Raw genomic sequence first — 24,007 nt, 5'->3', positions numbered from 1 at the left:
GTGGCTGTGTCCGCCCACTGGGGAAGGAACCGGCAGCAGATGGAGGAACCGTGGCGCTGAGCATTGCAGACCTGAACACCCTGGGGATCGACACGTCGAAGGCCCCGCGGGTGGAGCCGTCCCCCGAGGAGGTGAAGGCCTCCCGTCAGATTCCGTCCTGGCAGCGGCTCGTGCCCGGGTCCGTGCTCTCTCGCACCCTGTACGAGGCGGCGTCGGGCCGGCGCGTGACGATCGTGGACTCTCCGCCTGGGTCGGGGAAGACGACGCTGCTGGTCGACGCGGCCCTCTGGCTCAGCGCGAACACGGATCTCACTCTCACGATCGCCGCGCCCACCCGATCTGCCGCCACCTCGGTCGCCGAGCGCCTCGCCGCGGTGTGGGAGAACGCCTCGGTGGTGCTCGCCCTCAGTGGAGTGGAGAAGGCATCGACCTCAGCGATCCACGCCCCGGGCAGCGGCTCCTTCCAGGGGGCGCCGGGAGACATCGTGGTCAAGACCATGGCTTCGCTGGGGATGAGCACCAAGACGACCAGCGACCTGCTGATCGTCGACGAGGCCTACCAGTCCACGTTCGCATCCCTCGCCGCCGCCGCGAAGGGCTGTGAGCAGGTGCTGATGGTCGGCGACCCGGGGCAGATCGGACCGGTCACGACCGCCGATACGTCCGTGTTCGAGGACAGCCAGTACCCACCCCACGGCCGGGCGCCCGATGTCCTGCGCCGTCACCCGTCGGCGAAGATCCTGCATCTGCCCACGTCCTACCGGCTCGGGCAGCGCACAGTAGACGCGATCGCCCCCCTGTACGACTTCCCCTTCGACTCCGGCCGACCCGACCGCCACGTTCTCGGGCATGAGGAGATCGAGAGCATCCAGATCGACCGGGACGACCCCGTAGACCTCTACGCCGAGGTGGCCCGCCTGGCGCAGACCTACGTGGGCGCCGAGGTGTGCACCGACGACGGCACCCGCCCGCTCACGAGTAGCGACGTGTGCGTGGTCGCGGGCGACAACATGGCGGTCAACGGCATCGCCGGGTTCCTGTCCACCCTCGGCCTGTTCCCTGGCATCACAGTGGGCACCGCCGATCGACTGCAGGGCGGCCAGTGGCACGCGGTGATCGCCGTCGACCCGTTGGCGTCCGCTTCCACAGTCTCCGACCATCACCTGTCACTGGGTCGCCTGTGCGTCATGGCATCACGGCACATGACCCACATGCTGTGGGTGCATCGCGGGGACTGGCGGTCGCTGATCGACGAGCAGGACGTGGAGGACATCGACCGGATGGTCTCGGTGCGAGAGAGCCTGGTGGGCTGACCCGTGCGACTCCGTCATGCCTGTGCGACGCGCTGTGCGGCGGCGAGGAGTTCGGAACGCAGCTGCTCGAAGGACGAAGCGTCCCCCACTTCCTCTCGCACCTCGCGCGTCTGGCCTCCGAGCGTGATCGTGCCTGCCAGGACGATGAGGTCGCCTTCGCGCAGGATGTCCAGTTCCCCGTCGGCGACGCCGTCTCCATCGACGTCGATCTCGAGATCCTCCTCGAGCTCCATGTCCTCGATGGCGTCTGCGAGGTCGTCGTCGCTGATCGAGGACAGATCGATGGCTGCCTCGTCTCGCTGGGATCTGCCGAACTGGCCGCGGTTGCCGGCCTCGCCGGTGTCGCGCTTGCGGGTCTTCGGCATGAGGGCTCTCCTTCGTCGGTATCTGGGTCTCGTGCTCTCCAGTGGGCGGGGGCCGCGGACCTGCTGCGTCTCGAATCGTGGGAGCCCGATCGCATCTTGCGGGCCGCTCCGCCCACTTCTCTCAATGCATACCCCGGGGCCGGAGAGTCCGGTCCCGTCACCCCATCCGAAACGGAGGGAGTTCCGATGACCATCACCGTGTACTCGAAGCCCATGTGCGTCCAGTGCGATGCGACCAAGCGAGCCCTGACCAAGAGCGGCATCGACTTCGACGTCGTGGACATGACCGAGGACGCCGAGGCTCTCGCTCATGTGAAGGAGCTCGGCTACGTGAAGGCGCCCGTCGTCGAGGTCGGCGAGGATCGCTGGTCGGGCTTCCGCCCCGACAAGATCAAGGCGATCGCGCAGTCCCTGACCTCCAGGGCGCCGGCTATCGCCTGATCCCTGAACAGCAGCGGCCCGTGCACCATGTCGGTGTGCGGGCCGCTCTCGTGCGTCAGGAGATCAGCGCCATGGGAGCCATCCGGGAGATTCCCGCACACTGCCGCCTTGTCCCGCGACTGCGCTCCCCCGCCCACTTTCTCTCTCGAGGACGTCGAGTGAGGAGAGCACCCATGGCGAGCACGAAGATCCGCAAGCGCGACACCGGCGAGGCCGGCAACCGCGGCCAGTTCGGCACGACAGCTCGCCCCGAAGCGGCCGTGAGCGTCCCTTCTCCGGCACCCACCAGGCACGGGCGCACCATCGATGTCGGCCCCGAGGTCTCGCACCTCGTGACGGACGTCGAGTCGACGTTCGACGAGGACGGTCGGACCGTCATCCACGTCCAGGTCGACCGGGAACACCTGCCCACCTCGTCCTACCGCGTGGGATCGGCGCCGTGGGACATCGACGACGAAGACGTCACCGATGACCAGGTGGACGCCTACCTCGAATCCCGCAGCGATAATCCCGAGGCCTTCGCCTACGATCTCGGGTTCCCCGGCCGTGCCCGCTGGAACTCCCCCACCAGCACGCTCGAACTCACCCATGAGGGCTTCGAGGGCATCGACGATGACGAGCTCTCCGGGACCGTCAGCGAAACGCTGCGCGACTTCGGCGACGACCTGCGCCTGCACGAGTGGTCGTGAACCACCGTCCCGCCAGACGTGGCGCCCGCCCACTTCTCGGTGTGAGACCCCATCGCGATGAAGAGGAGTGGCCCGACATGTCAGAGAACGCGTCGAAGACCCCGAAGATCCGCAAGCGCGACACCGGCGAGGCCGGCAACAAGGGCCAGTTCGGCACCACGAGCCGCGGCGAGGCCGACGTCGAGGTCACCTACGACCCCATGGACGACTCCCTCGAGTGGGACCACGAGGACGCGGGCATCTACTGGGAGTACCCGGCGACCGACGCCGAGAGCACGTTCCACGACAACGGCACGATCGCGGATCGCGTCCTTCTGGACGGGACCATCGAGCATCACGACGCCGACGGCACCCTCACCCGCGTCACCCGGGACGACGGGTCCACCATCCTCATCGACGGCGACATGGACCACCCCTACGTCGTGCATCGCAAGCTCTCCGAGTTCGCCTTCGAGACCCACGAGCTCAACCGCATCCAGGCCCGCGCTCGATTCACCGAGATGAGCCCTGCCCTGTCCGCCCACGACTCCGGGAACGCCGACCGGCTCGCCGACGCCATCGCCGACCGGGTGGCGTCCGATGACCTCTATGAGGTCGAGGAGCTGTGCGAATCTGCCTCCCAGCAGCACGCCATGACGACGTGGCTGCGCAACCACCCTCGGGCGAACACCCCTCACGCACCCTCTGTGGCGCCGGAGTCCCTGAGCGAGGCGCGCCGGATGCGTGACGCCCTCCTGGACAGCTTCGCCGTGGACACGCAGTCCCAGGAATTGCCCACCGGGCCCGCCTACACGCCGATCATCACCCTCGAGCGCGGCAAGCCGTCCTTGAGCGTCGAGGTGCGCAACGTGCCGGACTCCCTCACCCGCAACCGCTACGACGACGGCGAGTCCCTCAGCCCGGTCGGCAAGGAGCTGCGCGCGCGAGTGGAGCTCGCCTGCCGGCGCTCGCAGATCCATGTCGACCACGTGGACCTCGAGTCCGACTGCCAGCGTGCAATCCGCCGTCTGCGGACCCACCGTGAGGCAATGCGCGAGGAGGCGGAAGCCGCATGATCGTCGCCGGCATCGACCTGTCCCTCTCGTGCACGGGGCTGGCGCTCGTCCGCTCCCCGGAGCGGGTGGAGACCAACACCGTCACTTCGAAGCCCCCGCCCCCGGGGACCGAGACACTCCGCTCTCGATTCGAGCGCATGGAGAAGATCGCCGATGGTGTGCTCGCTGTCGCCGGCGGCGCCGACATCGTCGGCATCGAGGCGCCCGCCTACGGGATGCGCAACGCCGGGAAGGTCCACGACCGCTCCGGCCTGTGGTGGCACATCGTCGCGCTCCTCGAACGCGAAGGGGTCCCCGTCGTGGAGGTCTCGCCTCCGTCGAGGATGATGTACGCGACGGGGAAGGGCAACGCGGGGAAGGACCTCGTCCTGGTGACCGCGGCGTCGACCTACAAGCAGGCGGAGATCACCGGCAACGATGTCGCGGATGCTGTGGTGATCGCGGCGATGGTCTCCCGCCTGGTCGGTCAGCCCATCGAGTTGCGTGAGCCCGCGCAGGCGAAGCTGAAGGCGCTGGCGAAGGTGCACATGCCCGCACCCCTCGGGGCGGCCGTCGCCTGAGGGGCGCGTCGTGGCGGATCGGAGGCGGGGTGCGGCACCGAGGTTCGGCGGGCTCATCCGTCCCACATAACCCCCTCGGCCTCCTGGGGTCCCCCACGTGCGCGAGCTCCAGACAGTTGCCGCACACCCATCGTATCCAGGGTCCACCGATGCGAATGAGCGACGTCCCGTCATCGGTCCAAGCGGCACTGGGGTGTCCTGCGGGACGGTCCGCTCGCCCACTGTGATCCCGAGTCGAACACGACGCCGCACGAGGGCCGGATGGCTCTGCGGAGGGCCTTGGGACATGACAGACCCTGGTCTCCGCACCGCGGTCGAACATCCGCGAGAGGAACGAGCAGTGGCGCTTCACAGGACCCGTCCCGAGCCCCTTGTCGTCGTCCACGACGTGCTGCAGTGGGTGTGGAGCGCGCTCTGCCGCTTCGGTCGGCGGATGCCGTGGACCCTGGTGTTCGCCACCTTCGCCCTCACGATGCTCTCCCCCTTCCTGGCCGTGACCCTCGGAGAGTTCGCGCGGAAGGCCGGAGCCGAGGGCGTGGTCTTCCTCGGCATCATCTGCGCGGTCGCTCTGCTCATGGTGAGGATCGGCAACATCTTTGCGCGTCGAACCCGGGAAGAGCACCGGGATCCTCCGTTCGACGTACTCCGGGCCAGGAGAATCGCCACGGCCTCGCCAGCGCCCAGTGACCTCGTCACGGAATACGGCGAAGACGTGGCCAGCGCAGCGCGTGACGCGGCCCCGCCCCATGCCGACTCCACCGTCCTGCGCGATCTCGCTCGCGACTTGGCCACTCGTTCGACCCCGACGCAGTGGCAGACCCTGCGGCGTCGCGCAGAGCACGAGGCCGCTCACACGGTCGCCGCTCACGAGCTCGGTGCCGTGATCACGGGCGTCTGGGCCACGGGCAGTCGCGCCAGCCAGATCGGCGGTGCAGTGCATTCGAGCATTGCGGGCCTGGGCGCGACCGGCGTCGCGCACGAATGGGCATCCGCAGTCGGTGCCCTGGCGGGCACCGTATGGGACCAGAACCACGGCATCACCGACCAGGGCGGCAGGAACGACCTCCAGATCGTCGCCGGACTGCTCACGCAGATTCTCATCTGGGGCGAACGCCCGCCGGGATTCGAAGGCCCCATGACCTACGAGTCGCTGCTCACCGGACTGACCACCCGCACCCGCCAGCTCCTCACCGACAACGACGCCCTGGTCCACGCTGTCGCGGACCGCATCGAGGCCCGCCCCGACGAAACCCTGACCGAGCACGACCTCGCCGACCTCTGGGAGAGGGAGTAAGCCCCCAGTCGAAGCCGGGAGCATTCTCGCTCGAATGTCCGACGTGTGCCCCATCCTCGGTCGAGATCGGACTCGTCGTCCTGTGGGAGACGGGTCTTGCCCACTTTCGCCCCGAGACGAGCATGACTGGGAAGGGAGGTGATGGCCATCGTGGAGCGGCTGCGCGCGTACAAGTACGCCCTGGACCCGACCCTCGCGCAGCGCGCACGCCTCGAGCAGTGCGCCGGAGCCGCTCGCCACGCCCACAACCTCCTGGTCGCCGAGAACCGTGCCCGCGGCGACCGGTATCGGCTTCTACGCGACCACCTCGTCACGCTGGGCCGCACGCCCGCCCAGATTAAGACCGACCTTCGTCAGCATGACCTCGAGCATCCCGAGGAGCCAGTCCACCCGATCAGCTATCAGGCCTACGCCACCCGGTACCTAACCGGCATGATCGCCGGACACCGCGACGCAGCGGCCCGTATTGCTGCCGGGGAGAGACCCGAGGATGCCTGGAACAATGATCGGTTCGACGAGCCGTGGATGCACGAGATCTCCCGTCGCGTCCACGTCTCCGGGCTCCAGCACGCCGACGCCGCCGTCAAGAACTGGTTCGCCTCCCTCACCGGTGCGCGGAAGGGCCGCAGGGTCGGTGAACCGCGCTTCAAGAAGAAGGGTCAATCCCGGGACTCCTTCACCATCCCCTCCCCCGAGGCCATGGGACCCCGCTCCAGATACCACCGGGGCCTCGACGAGCGGCGCGGCCAGATCAGCGACTACCGGCACGTGCGCCTCGCGTCCCTCGGCACCCTTCGCACCCACGACACGACGAAGCGGCTCGTGCGGGCCCTCGACCGCGGCGCGGCCCTCCGCTCGTTCACCGTCTCCCGCTCCGGCACCCGCTGGTACGTCTCCCTCCTCACCGCCGAGAACGTCCCCGAGGCCCAGCCGACCCATGCGCAGCATGTAGCGGGTGTCGTCGGCGTCGATGTCGGGGTGAAGGTCCAGGCGGCTCTGTCCACCGGCGAGCTCGTTGACAACGTCCGACCTGGCGCCCGCGCGGCGAAGCGCATCACCCGCCTCCAGCGCGCCATCGCCCGCTGCGAGAAGGGGTCGCGCCGCCAGCAGATGCTGTACCGGCGGCTCGCCGCCGCGCAACACCACGTCGCCCAACAGCGCGCCACCGCGCAGCACGCCCTCACCAAGCGCCTCGCTACGACCTTCGAGCACGTCGCGATCGAAAACCTCAACGTCGCCGGCATGAGCTCGTCCGCCTGCGGGACGCTCGAGCAGCCCGGATGCAACGTCCGCCAGAAGGCGGGCCTGAACCGGGCGATCCTGGATGTCGGCTTCGGTGAGATCCGCCGGCAGCTCGACTATAAGACCAGCTGGTACGGATCCCAGCTCCATGTCATTGACCGGTACCTGCCCTCATCGAAAACCTGCCACGCGTGCGGGACAGTCAAAGCCACACTGTCCCTGCGTGAGCGGGTCTTCGTATGTGAGTGCGGGTGGCGCGAGGACCGAGATGTCAACGCCGCGATGAACATCGCCGCGTTTGCTGTCCCCGGCTCCACAGACACTGGTCATCTCGCCGCCGGCAGGGCGGAGAGGCGAAACGGACGCGGAGACCGCGCCGCTGCACCTCCACTCGGGGTCTTTAGCGGCACGGTCGACGATGCGTCAAGACCCCTCCACCGTGAGGGGCCACCGGCCGGGAGCGATCCCGACCTGTTCCCACACGCCACACGGACGAGGTAAGACCCCTGCTCAGCAAGACTCCTGCCCGTTTACGCAGGGACCAGCCCCCAGCTGCTGCGGGACGCCTCAATAGACGCCGGTCCCGCCCGCGTAAGTGGCGAACAGCCCAGCTTCTTCCACATCCATTTCGACCCGAAATATCGGCCCGCGCCTTCAGGGCACCCAAACGCACTTTCGAGCCAGATAGTAACGATGGGCGCCCTGAGAGCGGACATTAGGTCTGCCGGACATCGCCCGTCCTCAAGCCGGTTGCGTTCGACCGTTCTGCCGCCGCTTGTCGACCAGCTGGCGGGTCGAGCAAAGGGCGGCGAAGACCACCAGCCACGGGACCGAGTGGAACGCAACCAAAGACGCAATGTCACGCGGGAGCGTCTCGGCCCAATTGCCGCCGTCAAGTGGACCGGGCAGCGAAGCCACCACGTAGAGAACCACCGAGATAGCGAATGTAACAACCGTTACACCGAAGGTAAGCGTTGCTACTTGTATTGTTGACAGCCTTCGGCACGCCAGCCGTGCCACAAAAACCAGTGGCACGGTTGCCCACAACACGACAGGAACTGAGACCTGTTGATGAAATAACAGCAATGCGAAGAACAATGCTGGAGACACTTCTCCCCCGCTGAGAGCTCCACTCATTTGCGCCGCCGAGCCAGCTATCCACGACGCAATCACCGCGGCGATGATTGCCGGAACCGGAACATATCTACGTGCCACAGAAGGTTTCTCGCTGTCAGTCAGTGGGATTTGGCGTTCTGGCAGGTCCGAAGGGTAAACTTTCTCCATGTCGCCTTAGCATGAGTCTTGTTGAGGAACTCTGGGACCTTAGTTCCCTTCACCTTCGCCGTCACGCCCAGCACAAACTCAAGGTCTCGCCCTTGGAAAACGTTGAAGTTAATGGTTGACCCTGCGGCATCAAAATGCCCCTTAAGGGCCGTGAACTGCCAGCTGCCGGCCTTGGAGTTTGACTGCGTAATTTTGACTGGAGCTTTTATTCCGCCGGAAACCACAAGGGGGAAAGTTACACCCTTTTTTGGGAAGGCTTTAGTTGCCCCCTTGATGGGGAAGCTGCAGCTGAAGCAGCGCTTCAGCTCTTTTAGAGCGTCAGTCATGGACACATAACCGCCGGGCGCGAGGTCCTTAGAGTTGTATGTGGCAGTGTAGCTGAACCCGCCCTTCAGGGCCACGATTTCGTCAGGTGAGCCCACTTCGACTGTCGGCTCGATCGCCACACCCTCGCCACGCGCAACGTATCGGCCAGGCACCGTGCCCCCTCCCCTGGAGACCAGGGTAGGCAACTCCAGCACCCCGTAACTCAGGGGATTCGACGGGTCAGAGGGGAGCGCGAGTGCCCGCCCATCCGGCTGAACCACTACATCGACCGGCGCGCCGGATTCGAAGTCCACGGGGATCGCCCGAACGTTTGCTGAAGATACATTGGCGCTGAACTTAACGGAATTGCCTGAATGCGTTGAGCGGAATTTCGATGTATTCCCCAGCGTGAACGCGAGCGCGTCTGCAGCCGTTGCGGCCCGTCGCGACTGAGTGCGTGCCTCACTTAAGGTCTCGGCCCCACTGAAAGACACTGCTCCAAGATTGAGCTTCGAATCATCGGTGTCTGACTTATCGGGTTCCCCAGGCTCGGCGAATGCGGAGGCCGACATCCCCGTCCCCGCGATAACCGCAGGAAGAAGAGCTGCCAGACGCCTCGAGATGACGCGTTCGTTCGACTTGTTATTCATGATCCCCCTCTAGTTGTGATGAGGGTTACATCATGCTCCGGACGGGCGCCCCCGTCAACCGGGACACGCTGAACGCGCGCCTCACCGACGTTTGCCCTAACGACTCGGCAACGCGCAGGCGCACGCGATGTCGGGCGCGTCGTGCTCAACGCTCGCACTCGGGTCGCCTTCGACTACGAACCGCACGGACTCGACGCCTTCGAGATTGTGACGCCTCGGAGCCGAGGTCGAACTCGCTACCGAGAGCCGCGGTTCCAGAAGATCCACGCTCGTCACCGTCACTGGGGCGTGCATACAGTACACCGTCCTCAGCGGGGCGCAGACCCATTGCAAGACTAAACGCAGTGTCACGCCGTGCGCCTTGCCTCCGGACGATGCACTCAGCTCTTCCTGAAGCTCTTCAACGCCTTCTTCTGACCGACTGGGGCTCCGGGCTCTCGCCCCTGGAGAGCGGCGTCGATCTGCTCGGATGAGTGCCCGTGCTCGGCGAGGTACCCCGCGTAGTGGGACGAGGCGCGGGCGCCGTAGGTGTCGACCTGGCGGCGCAGCTGCTCGAGTTGCCGCTTGAGGTCGGCGTTGTCGTCGGGGAGGCGCGTGAAGGCCTCGGGGTGACGTGCCGCGAATCCGGGCATGGCGTACCGCGTGGAGATCTCGGCTGGAGTGCCCGTGTAGTCGCCGACGGTCACCTGTGTGGTCTCGAGCTGCTGCTGCTCGTCGTTGGGCAGGGTGTAGCGGTAGGTCCATGCGAGGTGTGTGCGGACGGCGTCGCGGACGGCGAAGCGGTCGAGTTCCTTCGGAATCTGCTGCTGCCATCTCCGCACAACCTCGTTGTGCCTATCGGCGTCTTCACGCGCCCGCGCCTCGTACTCGGCCTGGCTCCACTCGGGCTTGCGAGGCGGCGCCTGCCACTTGCCGCCCACCATCGCCCCGATCGTCGCGGTGCGACTCGCGTCGTAGTCGTCCATGATGGACTGCAGGACCTCGTCCGGCACCAAGACGCTCGACCACCACTGCAGGTGCTCTTCGGCGCTGTGCAGTCGTGCGGGGAAGTAGATCGACCCGTCGGCCCCGTCGGTGCTCATGGGCACGAGTGTCGCATCCGCGCCCACTTCCGAGCGAGCAGCACCGGCGAACTGCCCGCCGTCCCGACCTCCTGCTGGCATTCGAGGCTGTGTGCTCACGGTTCGTCACCTCCGCTTGTCTCGTCTGGGTCTCACTGGCCGATATTGCCGGGGTCACCTGCCCGGTGGCGTCCGTCGCGAGGCAGTGCGAACGACCCCTGGTCCTGGGGGACCGTCACAGGCTGCGCGGGGACCGGATCGTAGGACCGGGCGTCGACAGCCGTCAGAGGCGACGCTCCGATCGCTGCGGGAGCCGATGCGCTCCCCATCCCCTCCAGGTGGAGTGAGCCCTGGCGGGGATCGAGCCCGAGCACGGACTGGGAGTAGAACGGCAGATCGCGGGTGGCTTCTCGCATCTGCTCGCGGGCCATCTGGTCGCCGTGCTCCTGCTGGTGGGCGGAGAAGATCTCCTGGGCCTTCGTCGTCTCCTCGGCGACCTTCTGATCGAACATCGCCTTGAGCTGCGGGTCGGAGTTCATCGACGAGTAGAACGGGAGGTCCTCGACCATCGACGTGCGCTCGGCGGCATCGGGTACTCGCCCGTTCTCCGCCTGGAAGGCGTCGTAGGAGGCGAGCGCATCCTGGAGCTCGGTGGTGAGCTGACGCTCCTGGACGACGGGAAGCCCGTGTGCGAGCTCGGTGATCGGCGCCTGGGCGTCGGCGCTCAGATCCGCCTTGATGCGGGCCTCCAGCTCCATGGTCTGCAGTGCCTCCTGCCGGTCGGTTGCGGACATCTCGGGAACACCTGCGCGGTAGGCGTTCTTCGCAACGCCCGTGAGGGCGCCGACGCTCACGCCGGCAGCTCGTCCGGCACCGTGGGCGATCGACCGCCGGTGCTTGAGGAGCGCCCGGCCGCCCAGGACGGCTGCGGGGACCGCGAGACCCCCCGTGGCGAGGCCGAGTCCTCCGTAGAGGGCCGCACCCTTCAGAGCCCGCTTGTAGGTCCCGGGGTCCTTCGCCGCTGCGGCGAGCTTCGAGCCCGCGGTGCCAACGACCTTCATTGACGTCCCCAGACCTCGGGTGGCGAGGTACTGGGCCGTGAGCGCCTTGTTGTTCCAGATGGCGCTACGCGTGTCCTGCCCGGACTGCCACTTCTTGCGCAGGGTCTGGGCACCTCCGGCGATCTGCCGACGGACGTTGGCCGGGATCGATGCTGCGCGTCCGAGTGCGAGGCGCGAGCCACGGCCGAATCCCTTCGCGGTCGCTCCAGTGGCGACGGCTGCGGCGCTGACCTTCTCCGCCCCCGCTTCGATGGTGTCGTCGCGGCCTCCGCTGTCCTGGAATGCGGCGAGCTTGTCGGCGAACGAGAGGCTGTCAGCGTCCTCCCCCTCCACGGCGTTCAGCGGATCACCGATCATGGAGGCATCGCCGAGGAGACCGTCGGTGTCGTCGTCTGCGGCCTGGATGGACAGCGAGTCCTCCGCATCCGCCTCGGCACCCGTCACCTTCTCGGTCGACGCACCGTCGGTCACGTCGTCCTCGGACACGTTCGAGCCAGAGGTGACGGCGTCGCTCTTGCCGCTGGTCTCCACAGGGTTCTCCGCGTCGGCGACGAGGTCATCGTTCTCCGCCACCGAGGACGCATCCGTGCTCTTGCCCCCACCGAGCTTGCTAGCGCCGGCGTTGACGAGGGAGTTAGTGAGCTTTCGGCGTCCAGCGTCCATCGCACCCTTGGCGAGGGTGCCTCCAGCCAGTGCGGCACCACCGACGGCCAGGGGGTTGCCCGCCATCGCCTGCATCCCGCGCAGTGTGAAGGGCGACTTCGCCTGGAACAGCTTCTTGAACATCCAGTTCAGCAGGAAGATTGACAGAGCCGGGGCCAGGCCGATCCACAGCAGCATCGCGACTGCCCACTGTCCGAGGAATCCGTCTCCCATGCGGATGAGGGCCATTGCGACCATCTGCACGAAGGCGAACAGCAGAGTCGTGACCGACGTGATCGCCGTGTAGCCGATCCAGCTCTTGAAGAAGGACACCGAGGAGCCGAATCCCTGGGAGACGACCCCGGCCAGTGCCGCGATGATCAGGAAGAAGGCCATCACGTAGCTGAGCAGCTTCATCACGAACACCGCGGCGGCCAGGAGCGCCATCGCCAGTCCACCGATGACTGCGGAGACCGCGTAGGTCCAGGCAAGGATCGAGTGGGCCGTGCGGGTGGTGCCGGACACGTTGCTCACGTAGGCGTAGGCGGTCGGGTGCGAGGCAAGGCCGTTGTCCGGGTCCTGAAGGGTGTCCTTGTCGCCGACGACGGCGAACTGGACGTCGGAGAGCTCCTTGATGGTGGTGTCAGCGGACACCTTGTCGGAGAACGGCAGGTGGAAGACGAACTTCGATTCGTTCTGGTTGCCGCTCCCGGTGAAGATCTGCTTGCACGCCTCCGGGGTGATGGGGCCCCCGATCTTTCCGCCGTCGATGCCCTCCTTGGGAAGGTCGGAGCGCAGGGAGTAGTTGCCCTTCGCGTCGATCGCGCACAGGCCCCATGCCTGCGACTGGCGGGCGACGCGCTTGTCGTTGTTCGTGTCGTTGAGCATCGGGGAGCCCGCGGCCGGCACTGCGACGGCGTAGCTCTCCTTGCCGCTGGTGTAGGCGTTCTGGAGGATCTCGTGCCGATCCTGGGCGTCGATCTCGAGGTGGCCGTCGAGCTGGTGGCATGCGGCGTAGTCGGCGCCGAGGCTGCTCTCGTCGCCGTACTGGACGTCGGAGAAGACGCGGTATCCGGTCTCCTCCCACCAGCGGGACATGACGTTGAGGGCGGCGGGGGCCGTCTCGCCGCGGTCCTTGTAGTAGCCCGTGTACTCGCGGTGGAGCTCGTCGATGTAAGCCTTGCAGGAGGTCGGGTCCTTCTTCGCCGCGTCGGAGAAGACGGTGGACTCCTTCGAGGATCTGTCCGATACCGGTGCGGCGATCGCGTCCGATGCCTTGGAGAAGGCTGCGGAGGTCTCCTGGACCATCCACGCCGGGGATGCGGTCCCGGGTTCGTAGGTTCCGCCTTCTCCGGTGTCGTTGAGGGACCCCATGACAAGGGCGCAGAACGCGCCGAGAGCGACGAGCATCGTCAGCAGGCGGCGAAGGTTGAACTCTCCCGCGAAGGTGGCCCAGGCCAGCGCGATGCCGCCCGCACCGATGACCAGGAAGATGGCACCGGAGTCGATGATCGTGGTGCCGAAGCTGGCCGCGAAGTCGTTCAGCGGCTTCACCAGCTGCGCGTTGACCTTCCAGTTCGTGGAGGCGTCGACGAGGAGGGCGGCGAGGAGCCAGGCGAAGTTGCCGACGGTCATGACGCCGACGAAGGAGGGCTTCTCGAGGATGTTCACCTCGACGCTGCGCAGTGGCTGGGTGACGTTGAACTCGACGGAGTCGGTCATCGCCATTGCCATCGTCCACCGGGTGATCGGCAGGCACTTGATGGGATCCGTTTCCCCGTCGACTCGGGCGCACGCGGGCATGTTGTCCTCGGCGCCGCCCCTGTCCAGTGCTGCCGGCTGGATACCGACCGCCTGCGCCACCATGCTCTGGGGGCTGATCGCCTCGCCGGGGCTGGTGAGAGAGCTGGCGCTGGCTGGGGACAGTGCGAACGCACTGGCCCCCAGGATCACGGCCAGCGGGAAGAGGATCTTGAGGATCCATGCAGGGAGTCGTCCGGTGCGGTCCATCAGGCATACACCTCGTCGAGAATCAGTTCGGTGTCCCATTCCTGGGTGCGGTCGTTGTCGACACTCGACGGTGTGACACGAATGGGTGTCGACTCGAGCGGATCGATAATGAGGAGCCCTCCGGCCTGGGAGGAAATCCCTCCTTGGATGAACACGCCGAGTTGGCTGCGGCCCTTGGCGAGCTTCTTGTCGATGAATGCACGCCCGTGACTGAGCTGAAGCCCGCGCCGCTGACGGAGAAGCATGAGTCCAAGCGCCACGAAGAAAGCGAGGGCTCCGGGCAGTACGCCCAGATAGGTGGGGATGTAGGGGATCACCTGGAAAATCGCGAGCGCGGCGGCGAAGACGGGGATCGAGATGATGACCGAGGCGATCAGCGATACGAGCGTGCCTCGCTTCATGTCGATGGTCAGGTGCACCGACCGACGCTCGGCCTGCGCTTCCTTCCCAGTCATGGATGTGAGGTTGTACAGGTAGACCTCACGTTCCTTCTCGTTCTCGTCGCTCACTTAGCCGCTCCGATCTGACGTTCCGCTCAGCCGTTTGCAAGCCCGAGGAGGGCGAGACCCAGGTTGAGAAGTGCGTCTGCGATGAGCAGGAAGAGCGGGAGGAATGCCGAGGGTGCGGCAAAGATGCCCGCGATGAGCAGTTCGATGGCGAGCTCCTTGCCGCCGCCGGCGCCGCCATTGCTTCGCCTGTTCTTGACGATGAACTTGATGATCGCGAACAGCGCGATGCCGATCGCGATCGCGATGAGCATGAGGTCGACGCCGGAAATGCTGTCCTGCACTCGCCCCCAGATCTGGCTCCACGATCCGCTGAGATCGACCTTGGACTTGTTCATGGTTTCCCCTTCCGTGGTGCTGCCTGCTGGCCTGCGCTCTCGATCTCGCTAGTGGGCGGGGACCGGCCGAACTCGCGACGAGGAGCCGTTCACCGGTTCTCGAGCTGGCTGGGGAACTCGAAGTTCTTCAGCTGCGGGTCTGCGCACTTCAGTGCGGACCCCCACATCTCGTCGGCGTACGGGCTCGTTTCGAACTGCGAGGCGAAGGCCTCCCGGCGCTCGTCGTCGATCTCGCCGAAGGGGAGGAACAGCGCCTCCGTGCGCTCATCACGAGCGCCGTCGAGGTAGTCGGCGCACACGCCTTGCACCCCGCGCTCGTGGGAGCGGACCGCGCGGCCGGCATTCATCGCCTGGCGGTGGCTCACCGAGTTCGGCTGGGCCGGCGGGATGCGCATGGACTGGGCGAGCGTGTTGTAGATCGTCGTGCTCGTGTTGCGCGAGTGGATCGGCATCGGCGACTCGTCCTTGTTCTGGACGAAGTAGAGCATCTCGGAGGCGTCCATCTGGGAGCGGTCGATGGCCTCCGGGAACGGGGCGCGGGGCTGGTCGTCGAGGACCGAGTCGTCCGGGGACACGGCGAGACGGTTGGAAGCGCCGCTCTCCTCGTCATCGACCGAGAGGAACCGGTCCTTGCGAGCGATGTGGAAGTCCTCGGGAGGGCGGTTGTTGGCCGGGAACGTCATGCGGACCTCTGCTGCCAGACGGTCCTTCTCTCGGCCGGAGAGCTCGCGACCGAGCTCCTGCTCCTTCTGGGCGACCCGCTGTGCGAGACGGACCTGCCCGGAGCGCACCTCGGAGCGCTCGACCTCTCCCGAGCTCAGGCGATGGTTGAGGTGCCCATTGACGATGCGTCGCACGAGGGATGCCGTGGCGACGGCGCGCACGTGTCCGTCGCGGTCCTCGCTCTCGCGGATGCGCTTGATGATGTCGTGGGCGGTGTCGCCGATGACGTCGTCGACGTGCTGCATGGCGCCTCGCCGCCGGCACATGCGCTCGGCGTCACGCTGGATTCGTTCGAAGACCTCGTTCTCGTCGAGGAGTTCGGCGTTGGCATCGACCTCTGCACGGGTGAGCAGGGCGCTGGAGTCGAAGTGGTCCTGCAGCTTGTCGTTCCACCAGCCGACGGTGAGGTAGCGGTAGCCGTCGTCGCCCGTGCTGACACGGATGTCCGCTTCATCGCGGGCGTGTGTGCCGAACTGGCCGCCGTTTCCCTGCTCGCCGGTGTCCCGCTTGCGCAGGACGCGCGCTGCGTCGCCCGCTCCACCGCGGATCCGAGATCCGTTCGCTGCCATGATCTGCTCCATCTCGTCGCATTCGACTCTTCGATGGAGGTAGTGGGCGGCGCGCTCTGGGAGAGGTGATGTGGCCCGTCAGGAGCCTGTTCCGAGCGTGTAGTCGGGCAGGCCGATCTTGGTGACCTTCCCGCGGCATCCGGATGTCCAGGGGCAGCTCTTGGGCGGGGCGGAGCCGGCGATGTATCCCCACCGCTGGCAGGTGTCGCATTCGGCGATGGTGGTGACGATGGAGGCCCGGTTCCCGCTGCTTCGACGCAGTCCGCGCAGTGTCTGCTCGTGGGTGTCGAGGTTCTGCAGGTCTTCCAGGGGCAGGTTCACCCCTCGCCGGATTTCCTGGCTTCGCTCCGGGTCGGACCGCAGGAGCTGCGCGAGTTCGTCCCATGTCGTGACCTTGGCGGCCAGCATGATCACGAGGGCGTGCTGGACGGCGCGGGCTCTGTCGCTCAGGTGGTGTTCCAGGGCCCACCGGATGACGAAGCCGCTCACGGGTTGCCCTCGCGACCGAGCAGTCCGTCCCAGTCGACCTTCGGGATCATCCCCGCGAACTTGGACTGATGGTTGTCGGCGACGACCCGGGGTTCGTGGCCGATGGCGTCGCTGATACCGCCGAGGAGTCCAGCGGTCACCAGGACGAGCGACTGCGTGAGGTGCTCCTCGTCCATGCTTCGGAGGATCTGAACGTGGAGAGCGCGGGGGGTCCAGGACGAGGTCCCCTCGTGGCAGAGCCACTCGGTCGTGGCCAGCATCTCCTGCGGGTGGTAAGGCAGGTCTCGGGCCTCGAGTCCGGCGATCACGAGGCCGGTGACGAGGTAGGGCTCGAAGCGTTCGGAGATCCCCCGGTTGTTCAGGAGCATTTCGTGGCGCATGGCTCGGGCGTAGAGGTACGCGCCGGTGCGGTCCGCCCCTTCGGCGAGGGTCAGTTCACCCTTCTCCAGCGTGTTCAGCGCCGACGTGAGGGCAGCGTTCATCGGGAAGATGGAATCTGTCATGCCACCACAGTGGGCGTTCGGCGGTCCTCGTGGGACGTTGCGACCGGCTCCCCGTAGACCTGTTCGCAGTGCCGGATGCGTGGACGGAGGACGTCCTCGATGATGCGCCCCTCGTCCAGGACGACCCCGGTGACGGTGCGCTCTCCCCCATCGGCTGCGTTCAAGGCCATTGCGACCTCGAGGGTGGTGCCGGACCCGAGGAACGGGTCGAGGATCCGGGCGTTGTCCGCTGCGACGGTGTCGAACCAGCGTGCGAGCACGTCCACGTCCTTCGGGAAGGGGAACGCGGCGGCTCCTTCGACGCGGGCCAGATGCCGGGCGCCCTCGCGTTCCTGGCGGAACACCGAGCGGGGTACGGCGGTGGCGTTGTCCTGCAGCATCCGCTTGAGCTTGGGCTGCGTGGTGTGGTCGGGCCCGAACTCGATACGTCCTTCTTCGAGCATCCGGTCCATCGAGGCGTCGTTCATCCGCCATCCGCGCTTGGGGACGGGGCAGTCGCGGCCGGTCACGGGGTGCTGGAGGGGACGGAACGATCGGCTTGCTTGCTCGGAGGGGGCTCCGGGGTCTGAGACCCGGTAGAGGGACCCGTTCTCGTCGATGCGGTCGTATTCGGTCAGCCCTCGGGGCAGCACGGCGCGTCGGGGCAGCAGCCATGCACGGAATCGCTTCTGCGCTTCGTCGGCGTTGCCGTGGCCGGCGCGCCAGGCGCTGTCGGCGGCCTCGAGCATGGTGCTGGCGTCCGGGCGCTCTTGTCTCCACCTCGTGCCGGTCGCCTTGATCGCGGCGAGGTCCTTCGCGTAGATCACGAGGTAGTCGTGGGAGACGCTCAGCAGGTGGTTGGCGTTGATGGTGGATCCATCCCAGACGATCGTGCCGACGTGGTTGTGAGCGCCGAGCAGATCGTCGAGGAGGACACGCAGGTGGTGCACTTCGCGGTCGTCGATGGAGGCGATGACGATGCCGGCCTCGGTGAGCAGTCTGGGCAGGTGGACGAGCCGGGGCGCCATGAAGCCGGTCCAGTCGTCGAATCGGTCCGTGTAGGCCTGCACGACTCGGCCACCGGTGTTGTAGGGCGGGTCGAGGTAGATTAGGTCGAAGGGCTCGGTCAGGGTGGCCAGTACATCGAGGTTGTCTCCGACCCGGACCGTGTGCTGTGGCGAGGTGCTCATGCTCTTATCAGTGAGCGGGGAGCTGCGGCAGCCGCGCTCAAGCGCGGGGGCGCGGGGTTCAGTACCTGGTCTGGCGCGGGCGCATGTAGGTGTGTCGGCGCACGCCGATGCCGCGCAGGTAGGCGTCTCGCGCGGATTCATCGGGGTCCTCGCGCGATGCGGCGAGAGACTCCCAGGCTGATCCGTCGTCGTGGGAGTGCTTCTTCAGCAGCTCCCCCAGGGCTTCGGGTCCTGCGGAAGCGTCGAAGTCTTCCTCGCGGGATGCCTCGGTGTCAGCGGTGGGGTAGTCCTCGTCCGCGAAGTCGTAGTGGAGGGTGGCGGTGCTGGTCGTCAGGTCGATCTCGGCCTGCTGCATGATGTCGTCTTCGTGCTTCGCCGCTCCGTAGAGGTACTCGGCGTGGATGCGGTGGGGGCCGTCGGGGCGGAGGTAGTACTGCAGGTCGCCACGCTCGTCGGAGATCTTGAAGACGCCGGCGTAGGTGCCGTCGCTCTCGACGTCGATCTCGGGGCAGAGGGAGGCGATGACCTCTCCTGAGGGTCCGGAGTCGCGCAGGGCGGCAGCGTGAGCGGAGGGGTGTTCGGGGGTGCGCACCGAGACGTCCGCGTCGTCGCGGCCGATCGACCCGAACTGCCCCTTGTTGCCGGTCTCTCCGGTGTCGCGCTTGCGGATGATGGTGCTCATCGCCTGTCCTCCTGGTAGTCGTCGCTCACTGGGGTGAGTGGGCGGGAGGTCGCGGGGCGCGTTCTCCAGGCATCGGGGCGGGCTCTGGCCATCGTGGAGCCTGACCACCCGGGCTTACACCGCCTTACACTTGATCAATCTGTAAGGAACAGTCCGAAGGAGCACCGTGCAGCTCAGCCCGTACACCCCCGGGGAAGTAGCCCGAGACGTCCCCGGCCGCGAAGTCCAGCTCCAGGAGATCGGCGGGATGCTGACCCTGCCCGCCCTCCATGGGCGCTTCTCCGGCCGCATCCGCGTCGACACCGGGCCCCGCGGCGTCGGCAAGACGAGCCTGCTGCGTCGCGTCCAGGGAGACGCTGTGCGTCTCGGGCTCGCCCCGATCTACGTGACTGCAGGAAATGGGCCGCTCTCCGCCGTGATCGCCGACCAAGCGAGCAAGCTCGTCCATGACTGGGGCACTCCCAACGATCCCGGCAGTTGGATCGACCGACTCTCCGTCACGCTCGGCGTTCCCGGCGTCGGGCATGTCACCGCCGAGCACCGCAAATCCCCGTCGTCTGCGCAGGCCACGCGGGCGTTCCGTGAGCTCATCGAGAAGACCACGAAGGAGGCCGTCGCGCAGGGGCTCTCTGGAGTCGTCGTGCTCGTCGACGAGTTCCAGGACGCCGACAGCGACAGCCTGAAGACCGTCGCCTACGCCTGGCAGGAGATGCAGGGAAGCAGGGTGCCCGCCGCGTTCGTCGCCGCTGGCCTCAGCCACACAGCGGACGTCGTGACGGCCGCCGTCACCAGCGCTGAGCGGTTCGCCTTCCGAACGATGCGCGACCTCGAGGACGCCCAGGTCCGCGAGGCGCTCACCGAACCCGCGACAGAGCTCGGCGTCCGCTGGGAGACCCCGGTCCTGCAGGACGTCGTGCGCGAGACCCGCGGCTACCCCTACGCCGTGCAGCTCTGGGGAGATGCGATGTGGGCCGCCGCCGGCTCACCCGACCCCGACGGCGTCATCGGCGCCGGCGCATTCGAGAGCGCGAGGGAGTCGGTCAACAACGACATGGAGGCGCTGTACCGCGCGAGATGGTCCAAGGCCTCCCCCAGGGAGCGCGAGGTGCTCACCGTCATGGCCACGCTCGGAGGGAACGAGGTCGCACGGGCGAGCATCGCCGAACACCTCGGCGTCGCATCGGGATCGCTGGGCGTCGTTCGGCAGTCGCTGCTGGACAAGGGGATCATCCAGATCGCAGGTCACGGGCTGCTGTCCTTCAGCGCCCCCGGATTCTCGGAGCATGTCCTCTCGCACTCATCACGCTGAACAGCCTGCGGGGCGTCAGGCTGCGGCCAGTTCCCCTCGTCGGGCGAAGGCCCTCTCGCACTTGCGCAGCAGAGGCTCGGCGATCTCCCACATCACGTCCCCGATCGCCAAGGAGTCCATGTCCTGCTCCGCGACCGCGACACGGTGCCCGGTGCCGCCGACGACCTGGTCGAGGACCTCGATGTTCTTGCGCAGTACGCGCTGGATCGTATGGTCCAGCGTGCCCGGGGCGACCATGGTCGTGACCATGACGGTGCGCTCCTGACCGATGCGGTGCTGGCGGTCTTCCGCCTGAGATACCAGGTCGGGGATCCATTCGGTCTCCACGAACAGAGCATCGGAGCCCCGCGTGAGTGTGATGGCGACGCCTGCGGCGACGATGTTCGCGAGGATCACGGCGATCTTGCCGTCCTGGTAGGCGTCCTTGATGCGGTCGCGCTGGACCATCGAGGTCTTCCCGTTGATGACCGCGTGGGGGACGCCGAGCTTCTCGAGGTGTTCGTCCAGCGAGTCCATGACGACCTGGTGAATGCCCCACACGATCAGGGGGCGGTCGTAGACCGTCTCGCCGTTCTCCTGCCGGCTGGTGGACTCCACCCACTCGGAGATGTGCTCGGCGGCGGCGGGGGTCTTCGAGAGACCGGCCGCTCGGCGCAGCAGGGACACGCAGCCCATCTGGTCGGCGCACCAGGCACGCACCTCGCCCTCGGATGGCGCGCCGCCCAGCTCGCGGCTGCGATCCCGCAGGTACTGCGCTATCTTCTCCTGTACTTCGCGAGTGGCCTTGCGGTACTCGGTCGGTGGGACGTCGACGATCATCGTCGAATGCTGCTTCTCGGGGAGGTCGGGCAGCACCTGCTCCTTGGTGCGGCGCACCCACACCTGCTCTCGCAGGATGTCGCCGAGCTCCCCGAGGTGCTGCTTCGCCGGCACGACCTTCGTGATCGTCTGGGAGCCGACCTGGATGTCGTAGGAGCGCGTGTAGCGGTTCATGAAGGCGGTGCGGGACCCGAAGATGGGCTTGAGCTGCCCGGTGATCTCCAGCAGTGAGGGCAGGTCTGCGGGGTTCGTCATCAGGGGCGTCCCGGTGAGCACGAAACGCTCCGTGGCGCTGTGGGCGAGTCGTCGCATCGCCTTGGAGCGCTGGGAGTCCCAGTTCCGTGCTCGATGCCCCTCGTCGTAGATGAGGACGTCGGCGTTCCACTCCATCAGGTCTTCCAGGAGTTCACTGCGGGTCGGGGCGGCGAGCAAGGAGTCGGTGACCACGACCATGCCCCGTTCGGGGAGCTCGGGAACCTTGCGGCCGGGCCGGATGACGGCGATGGCTCCATCGATGTGCTCGGGCACCCGACAGCGTTCGATCTCGGCGGCCCAGTTCGACTGCGCGACCGGCGGGCACGCGACGATCCAGCGTTGCGCTCCGAGCAGCACCGCGGCGAGGATGCCCTGGACGCTCTTGCCGAGTCCGGGCTCATCTGCCAGGAGGTGGCGTCCCCCGGCGGCCACGCACAGCGCACCGATGTGCTGGTACGGGTAGGGGTCCATGCCGAACCAGTCGGGTGCGTCGCCCACGGCTCGGGTGAGGAGTGCGAACTCCTGTTCGTAGCCCTGGACGCTCGGGGCAGCGGCGGCGTTGCGCGCGGCCTCTTCGGGAGTCGAGGGGTTCTCGATCCGTGCGATCGCGAACTCGGTGCCGCCGACGTCCTGCCCGGGTCTCGCGTTCTTCGGGGGTTGTGCACGGTTCAGCGTGTCGGGGAGAAGTGCGCGGGGCCAGTCCGACACGGCAGATGCTGTCGCGGTGAAGCTGCCCGTGGCGGGATCGAAGTCGGCGCCCTCGCCCAGGTTGAAGGCGACGTCGTCGCGGAGCGCAAGGCGGGGGTAGACCTCGATGCGGTCATGCCCCCGGTCCAGCACCAGAGGGTCGTGCAGAGATGCGAGGGTTTCGGGGAAGTCGAAGGCGTCTACCAGCACGCCGGCGTCTGCGAGCAGTCCCAGCATCGGAGCGGTCGGCGAGTCGGCGACGCACCGGCCGGTGGCCGTGTCGACGGTGATGCCGGGGATGGCTCGCAGTGCTGCCACGAGATCCTCGCCGGTCCTTCGGTGCACACTGCCTCGGGCGACATGGAAGTCCAGGCGGGGGTTCTCGCGCGTGCCGGTCAGCAGCGCGTACGGCATCGTTCAGTCCTCTTCGTCCTGGAGAGGGTGCGGCCACTGCCGGCGCCATGCTCGAGCCATCACGATTCCGTATCCCGCGATCAGCAGGATCGCCCCGTAGAGGGGGACGGCGGTGATGAAGAACAGCCAGACCAGCGCGTACTCGTGCCAGTGTCGTCGGCGTTCCCGCCGGGACAGGCACATCGGGATGACACCGGGGAGGATGACGAGCACGACCACGAGGAGGGCACTGCCTGTGGCCTCGGTGACCAGGGAGATCACCATCAGCCAGAGGCTGGAGGCGATGGCCGCGAGGGCGAAGGGCAGCAGGTAGATGCGCAGGGCGCGGATCACGGATCCGAGCGCGGAGAACGTGCCGGTGTGGAGCGTGTGCAGCCAGGTGCTCGTCGTGTTCATCGGGCGAACCTCCATGGGGTCGGGGTGAAGTGGTCGGGGTCGGCGACGGGCACGGGGTCGATGAACAGTGCGATCAGCCCGGAGAGCAGGTCGAGTCGCGTGATGCCCATCTGGTGCGCCGCGTCCTTGAGGAGGACGGGGAACGTGCATGCAGAGGCGGCGCGCCGTGCTTCTTCCTCTGGGGGCAGTGGGCGGCGGATGCGGTCGAAGTCCGTGTAGGCGTCGACGAAGGTGTCGAGGAAGGAATCCAGTGCGCCCATGAGACTGTCCTCCGCATGCGCGGGGACCTGGCCGCGGACGCGGTTGCGCGTACGCGCGAGCTCGCCAGAACGGGCCTTGGGTCGGGGCAGGGGCATGATCGCGGCCGCGCACAGCAGGTGCGGGATGTCGCGCGCCTCGGTGGACTTCGCGAGCATCTCGGCGATCTCGTCAGGTCGCCAGTGTGCCCACATCGATTGGATCGCGTACGCGGGCTCCGTGGTGTCCGGGGTGGAGCGCGAGAGCACCTTCCGCGGAAGGGAAGGATCCTGCTCGATGGCATCCTTCAGCAGCTGCCGCTGACGGGGAGTGAGTGTCCACGAGGCCACGGGAGGGAGTCCCAGGAGCTGGTGGATGGCGGAGGCGTGGACGATGCGGAGGGTGGAGCTCGTCGACGGCAGACCCTGCGTGTGCTCTTCGATCTCGGGGGTCCCGGATCCGAGCACTTCGTCTTCGGCGCTGGGCGTGGTGACCTGCTCGAGCTCGAAGGGCTGGGCGATGGCGCGGGTGTCCACTCGCATCTCCCGGAGAATGCGTGTGGTGCGCATGGCTCCGATGACCTTCCCGATCCAGCCAGAGGCGGACGTCGTGCCGTCGGCGAAGCGCTTCGCGTCCAGGTGCCCCCGGCCCTCGGTGCTTCCCAGGGCGTACTGGGTGAGCATCGTGGTGACCGCGCTGGTGATCTCTTCGACGTTCCACGTCTGCGCGAGGTGCCGGTGATGGCGGGCGCACATGAACCGCACGACGTCGCTCTCGACCGCCACGGAGAGGATCTGGCAGGCGGCGTCCTCGGGGGTGACTGCTCCGGCGACGACGAGCTGCCCGATGCGGCGCGCCTGCTCGTCCAGGCTGCGTGTGCCTGGGTCGAGGGTGCTGGTGCCTGATGTCGTCACGCGGCTCTAGTGGGCGGGGCGAGA

The 24,007-nt window shown here is 67.1% G+C and carries 23 protein-coding genes; 8 read left to right on the top strand and 15 right to left on the bottom strand.

Annotated features, from left to right (window positions below; translation table 11 throughout):
• Nucleotides 1–50 precede the first annotated feature (50 nt).
• Nucleotides 51–1,313: an AAA family ATPase gene (locus M4486_RS03870; protein ID WP_249479824.1), complete on the top strand. Its 1,263-nt coding sequence runs from the start codon at nt 51–53 to the stop codon at nt 1,311–1,313.
• 14 nt (nt 1,314–1,327) lie between these two features.
• On the opposite strand, the gene M4486_RS03865 is transcribed toward M4486_RS03870, so the two are convergent.
• On the bottom strand, nt 1,328–1,678 hold the full coding sequence (locus M4486_RS03865; RefSeq protein WP_249479823.1) for a hypothetical protein: 351 nt from the start codon (nt 1,676–1,678) through the stop codon (nt 1,328–1,330).
• Nucleotides 1,679–1,864: 186 nt separating this feature from the next.
• On the opposite strand from M4486_RS03865, the gene nrdH reads away from it, so the two are divergent.
• The 6 genes from nrdH to M4486_RS03835 all read left to right on the top strand — a co-directional run bounded on the left by nrdH (nt 1,865) and on the right by M4486_RS03835 (nt 7,460).
• Nucleotides 1,865–2,119, top strand: a complete 255-nt coding sequence (gene nrdH / locus M4486_RS03860) for a glutaredoxin-like protein NrdH (protein ID WP_249479821.1) — start codon at nt 1,865–1,867, stop codon at nt 2,117–2,119.
• A 173-nt stretch (nt 2,120–2,292) separates the two neighbouring features.
• Nucleotides 2,293–2,808 carry a hypothetical protein gene (locus tag M4486_RS03855; protein WP_249479819.1) on the top strand — a complete coding sequence of 172 codons (516 nt, stop codon included), beginning with the start codon at nt 2,293–2,295 and terminating at the stop codon, nt 2,806–2,808.
• 77 nt (nt 2,809–2,885) lie between these two features.
• Nucleotides 2,886–3,863 carry a hypothetical protein gene (locus M4486_RS03850; RefSeq protein WP_249479817.1) on the top strand — a complete coding sequence of 326 codons (978 nt, stop codon included), beginning with the start codon at nt 2,886–2,888 and terminating at the stop codon, nt 3,861–3,863.
• Nucleotides 3,860–4,423 (top strand): hypothetical protein, encoded by a 564-nt coding sequence (locus M4486_RS03845; protein WP_249479815.1) that lies wholly within the window; start codon nt 3,860–3,862, stop codon nt 4,421–4,423. Before M4486_RS03850 ends, M4486_RS03845 begins: the two co-directional genes overlap by 4 nt.
• 340 nt (nt 4,424–4,763) lie before the next feature.
• A complete protein-coding gene (locus M4486_RS03840) occupies nt 4,764–5,717 on the top strand; it encodes a hypothetical protein (protein ID WP_249479813.1) in 954 nt (317 codons plus the stop codon).
• Between the two features lie 141 nt (nt 5,718–5,858).
• A complete protein-coding gene (locus M4486_RS03835; RefSeq protein ID WP_249479811.1) occupies nt 5,859–7,460 on the top strand; it encodes an RNA-guided endonuclease InsQ/TnpB family protein in 1,602 nt (533 codons plus the stop codon).
• A 240-nt stretch (nt 7,461–7,700) separates the two neighbouring features.
• On the opposite strand, the gene M4486_RS03830 is transcribed toward M4486_RS03835, so the two are convergent.
• The 11 genes from M4486_RS03830 to M4486_RS03780 form a co-directional block, all read right to left on the bottom strand.
• The gene (locus M4486_RS03830; protein ID WP_249479809.1) at nt 7,701–8,243 is read right to left on the bottom strand and encodes a hypothetical protein; all 543 of its coding nucleotides are present in this window, start codon (nt 8,241–8,243) and stop codon (nt 7,701–7,703) included.
• The gene (locus M4486_RS03825; RefSeq protein WP_249479807.1) at nt 8,195–9,199 is read right to left on the bottom strand and encodes a hypothetical protein; all 1,005 of its coding nucleotides are present in this window, start codon (nt 9,197–9,199) and stop codon (nt 8,195–8,197) included. The genes M4486_RS03830 and M4486_RS03825 overlap by 49 nt, the downstream gene beginning before the upstream one ends.
• Nucleotides 9,200–9,579: 380 nt before the next feature.
• Nucleotides 9,580–10,281: a hypothetical protein gene (locus tag M4486_RS03820; protein WP_249479806.1), complete on the bottom strand. Its 702-nt coding sequence runs from the start codon at nt 10,279–10,281 to the stop codon at nt 9,580–9,582.
• Between the two features lie 131 nt (nt 10,282–10,412).
• Nucleotides 10,413–13,973: a hypothetical protein gene (locus M4486_RS03815; RefSeq protein WP_249479804.1), complete on the bottom strand. Its 3,561-nt coding sequence runs from the start codon at nt 13,971–13,973 to the stop codon at nt 10,413–10,415.
• Nucleotides 13,973–14,482, bottom strand: coding sequence for a hypothetical protein (locus M4486_RS03810; protein ID WP_249479803.1), 510 nt, complete (start codon nt 14,480–14,482; stop codon nt 13,973–13,975). The genes M4486_RS03815 and M4486_RS03810 overlap by 1 nt, the downstream gene beginning before the upstream one ends.
• 26 nt (nt 14,483–14,508) lie before the next feature.
• Nucleotides 14,509–14,817 carry a hypothetical protein gene (locus tag M4486_RS03805; protein ID WP_249479801.1) on the bottom strand — a complete coding sequence of 103 codons (309 nt, stop codon included), beginning with the start codon at nt 14,815–14,817 and terminating at the stop codon, nt 14,509–14,511.
• 89 nt (nt 14,818–14,906) lie between these two features.
• Nucleotides 14,907–16,109: a hypothetical protein gene (locus tag M4486_RS03800; protein WP_249479799.1), complete on the bottom strand. Its 1,203-nt coding sequence runs from the start codon at nt 16,107–16,109 to the stop codon at nt 14,907–14,909.
• A 78-nt stretch (nt 16,110–16,187) separates the two neighbouring features.
• A complete protein-coding gene (locus M4486_RS03795; protein ID WP_249479797.1) occupies nt 16,188–16,598 on the bottom strand; it encodes a hypothetical protein in 411 nt (136 codons plus the stop codon).
• Nucleotides 16,595–17,101: a hypothetical protein gene (locus M4486_RS03790; RefSeq protein ID WP_249479795.1), complete on the bottom strand. Its 507-nt coding sequence runs from the start codon at nt 17,099–17,101 to the stop codon at nt 16,595–16,597. The genes M4486_RS03795 and M4486_RS03790 overlap by 4 nt, the downstream gene beginning before the upstream one ends.
• On the bottom strand, nt 17,098–18,270 hold the full coding sequence (locus M4486_RS03785) for a site-specific DNA-methyltransferase (protein WP_249479793.1): 1,173 nt from the start codon (nt 18,268–18,270) through the stop codon (nt 17,098–17,100). The genes M4486_RS03790 and M4486_RS03785 overlap by 4 nt, the downstream gene beginning before the upstream one ends.
• A 58-nt stretch (nt 18,271–18,328) precedes the next feature.
• On the bottom strand, nt 18,329–18,952 hold the full coding sequence (locus tag M4486_RS03780) for a hypothetical protein (RefSeq protein WP_239202201.1): 624 nt from the start codon (nt 18,950–18,952) through the stop codon (nt 18,329–18,331).
• Between the two features lie 166 nt (nt 18,953–19,118).
• Here M4486_RS03780 and M4486_RS03775 point away from each other — a divergent pair, with 166 nt between their 5' ends.
• Nucleotides 19,119–20,261 (top strand): ATP-binding protein, encoded by a 1,143-nt coding sequence (locus tag M4486_RS03775; protein WP_239202199.1) that lies wholly within the window; start codon nt 19,119–19,121, stop codon nt 20,259–20,261.
• Nucleotides 20,262–20,276: 15 nt separating this feature from the next.
• On the opposite strand, the gene M4486_RS03770 is transcribed toward M4486_RS03775, so the two are convergent.
• From M4486_RS03770 to M4486_RS03760, 3 genes are read right to left on the bottom strand one after another with little or no spacing between them, the layout of a single operon-like run.
• On the bottom strand, nt 20,277–22,436 hold the full coding sequence (locus M4486_RS03770; RefSeq protein ID WP_239202197.1) for a DEAD/DEAH box helicase: 2,160 nt from the start codon (nt 22,434–22,436) through the stop codon (nt 20,277–20,279).
• Between the two features lie 3 nt (nt 22,437–22,439).
• Entirely contained in the window at nt 22,440–22,832 is a 393-nt protein-coding gene (locus M4486_RS03765; RefSeq protein WP_239202195.1) for a hypothetical protein, read from the bottom strand.
• Nucleotides 22,829–23,983: a hypothetical protein gene (locus M4486_RS03760; protein WP_239202193.1), complete on the bottom strand. Its 1,155-nt coding sequence runs from the start codon at nt 23,981–23,983 to the stop codon at nt 22,829–22,831. The genes M4486_RS03765 and M4486_RS03760 overlap by 4 nt, the downstream gene beginning before the upstream one ends.
• Nucleotides 23,984–24,007 lie beyond the last annotated feature (24 nt).

The organism is Brachybacterium kimchii (assembly GCF_023373525.1).
Lineage (GTDB): Bacteria > Actinomycetota > Actinomycetes > Actinomycetales > Dermabacteraceae > Brachybacterium > Brachybacterium kimchii.
The sequence above is the reverse complement of the archived record's forward strand: the minus strand, read 5'-3'. Positions and strand labels throughout refer to the sequence as shown.

Bases quoted from the DNA above. Each gene is read 5' to 3' on its own strand.
- M4486_RS03865 (WP_249479823.1), bottom strand. From the start codon at position 1,678: ATGCCGAAGACCCGCAAGCGCGACACCGGCGAGGCCGGCAACCGCGGC.
- nrdH (WP_249479821.1), top strand. From the start codon at position 1,865: ATGACCATCACCGTGTACTCGAAGCCCATGTGCGTCCAGTGCGATGCG.
- M4486_RS03855 (WP_249479819.1), top strand. From the start codon at position 2,293: ATGGCGAGCACGAAGATCCGCAAGCGCGACACCGGCGAGGCCGGCAAC.
- M4486_RS03850 (WP_249479817.1), top strand. From the start codon at position 2,886: ATGTCAGAGAACGCGTCGAAGACCCCGAAGATCCGCAAGCGCGACACC.
- M4486_RS03845 (WP_249479815.1), top strand. From the start codon at position 3,860: ATGATCGTCGCCGGCATCGACCTGTCCCTCTCGTGCACGGGGCTGGCG.
- M4486_RS03835 (WP_249479811.1), top strand. From the start codon at position 5,859: ATGGCCATCGTGGAGCGGCTGCGCGCGTACAAGTACGCCCTGGACCCG.
- M4486_RS03830 (WP_249479809.1), bottom strand. From the start codon at position 8,243: ATGGAGAAAGTTTACCCTTCGGACCTGCCAGAACGCCAAATCCCACTG.
- M4486_RS03825 (WP_249479807.1), bottom strand. From the start codon at position 9,199: ATGAATAACAAGTCGAACGAACGCGTCATCTCGAGGCGTCTGGCAGCT.
- M4486_RS03820 (WP_249479806.1), bottom strand. From the start codon at position 10,281: ATGAGCACCGACGGGGCCGACGGGTCGATCTACTTCCCCGCACGACTG.
- M4486_RS03815 (WP_249479804.1), bottom strand. From the start codon at position 13,973: ATGGACCGCACCGGACGACTCCCTGCATGGATCCTCAAGATCCTCTTC.
- M4486_RS03805 (WP_249479801.1), bottom strand. From the start codon at position 14,817: ATGAACAAGTCCAAGGTCGATCTCAGCGGATCGTGGAGCCAGATCTGG.
- M4486_RS03800 (WP_249479799.1), bottom strand. From the start codon at position 16,109: ATGGCAGCGAACGGATCTCGGATCCGCGGTGGAGCGGGCGACGCAGCG.
- M4486_RS03790 (WP_249479795.1), bottom strand. From the start codon at position 17,101: ATGACAGATTCCATCTTCCCGATGAACGCTGCCCTCACGTCGGCGCTG.
- M4486_RS03785 (WP_249479793.1), bottom strand. From the start codon at position 18,270: ATGAGCACCTCGCCACAGCACACGGTCCGGGTCGGAGACAACCTCGAT.
- M4486_RS03780 (WP_239202201.1), bottom strand. From the start codon at position 18,952: ATGAGCACCATCATCCGCAAGCGCGACACCGGAGAGACCGGCAACAAG.
- M4486_RS03770 (WP_239202197.1), bottom strand. From the start codon at position 22,436: ATGCCGTACGCGCTGCTGACCGGCACGCGCGAGAACCCCCGCCTGGAC.
- M4486_RS03765 (WP_239202195.1), bottom strand. From the start codon at position 22,832: ATGAACACGACGAGCACCTGGCTGCACACGCTCCACACCGGCACGTTC.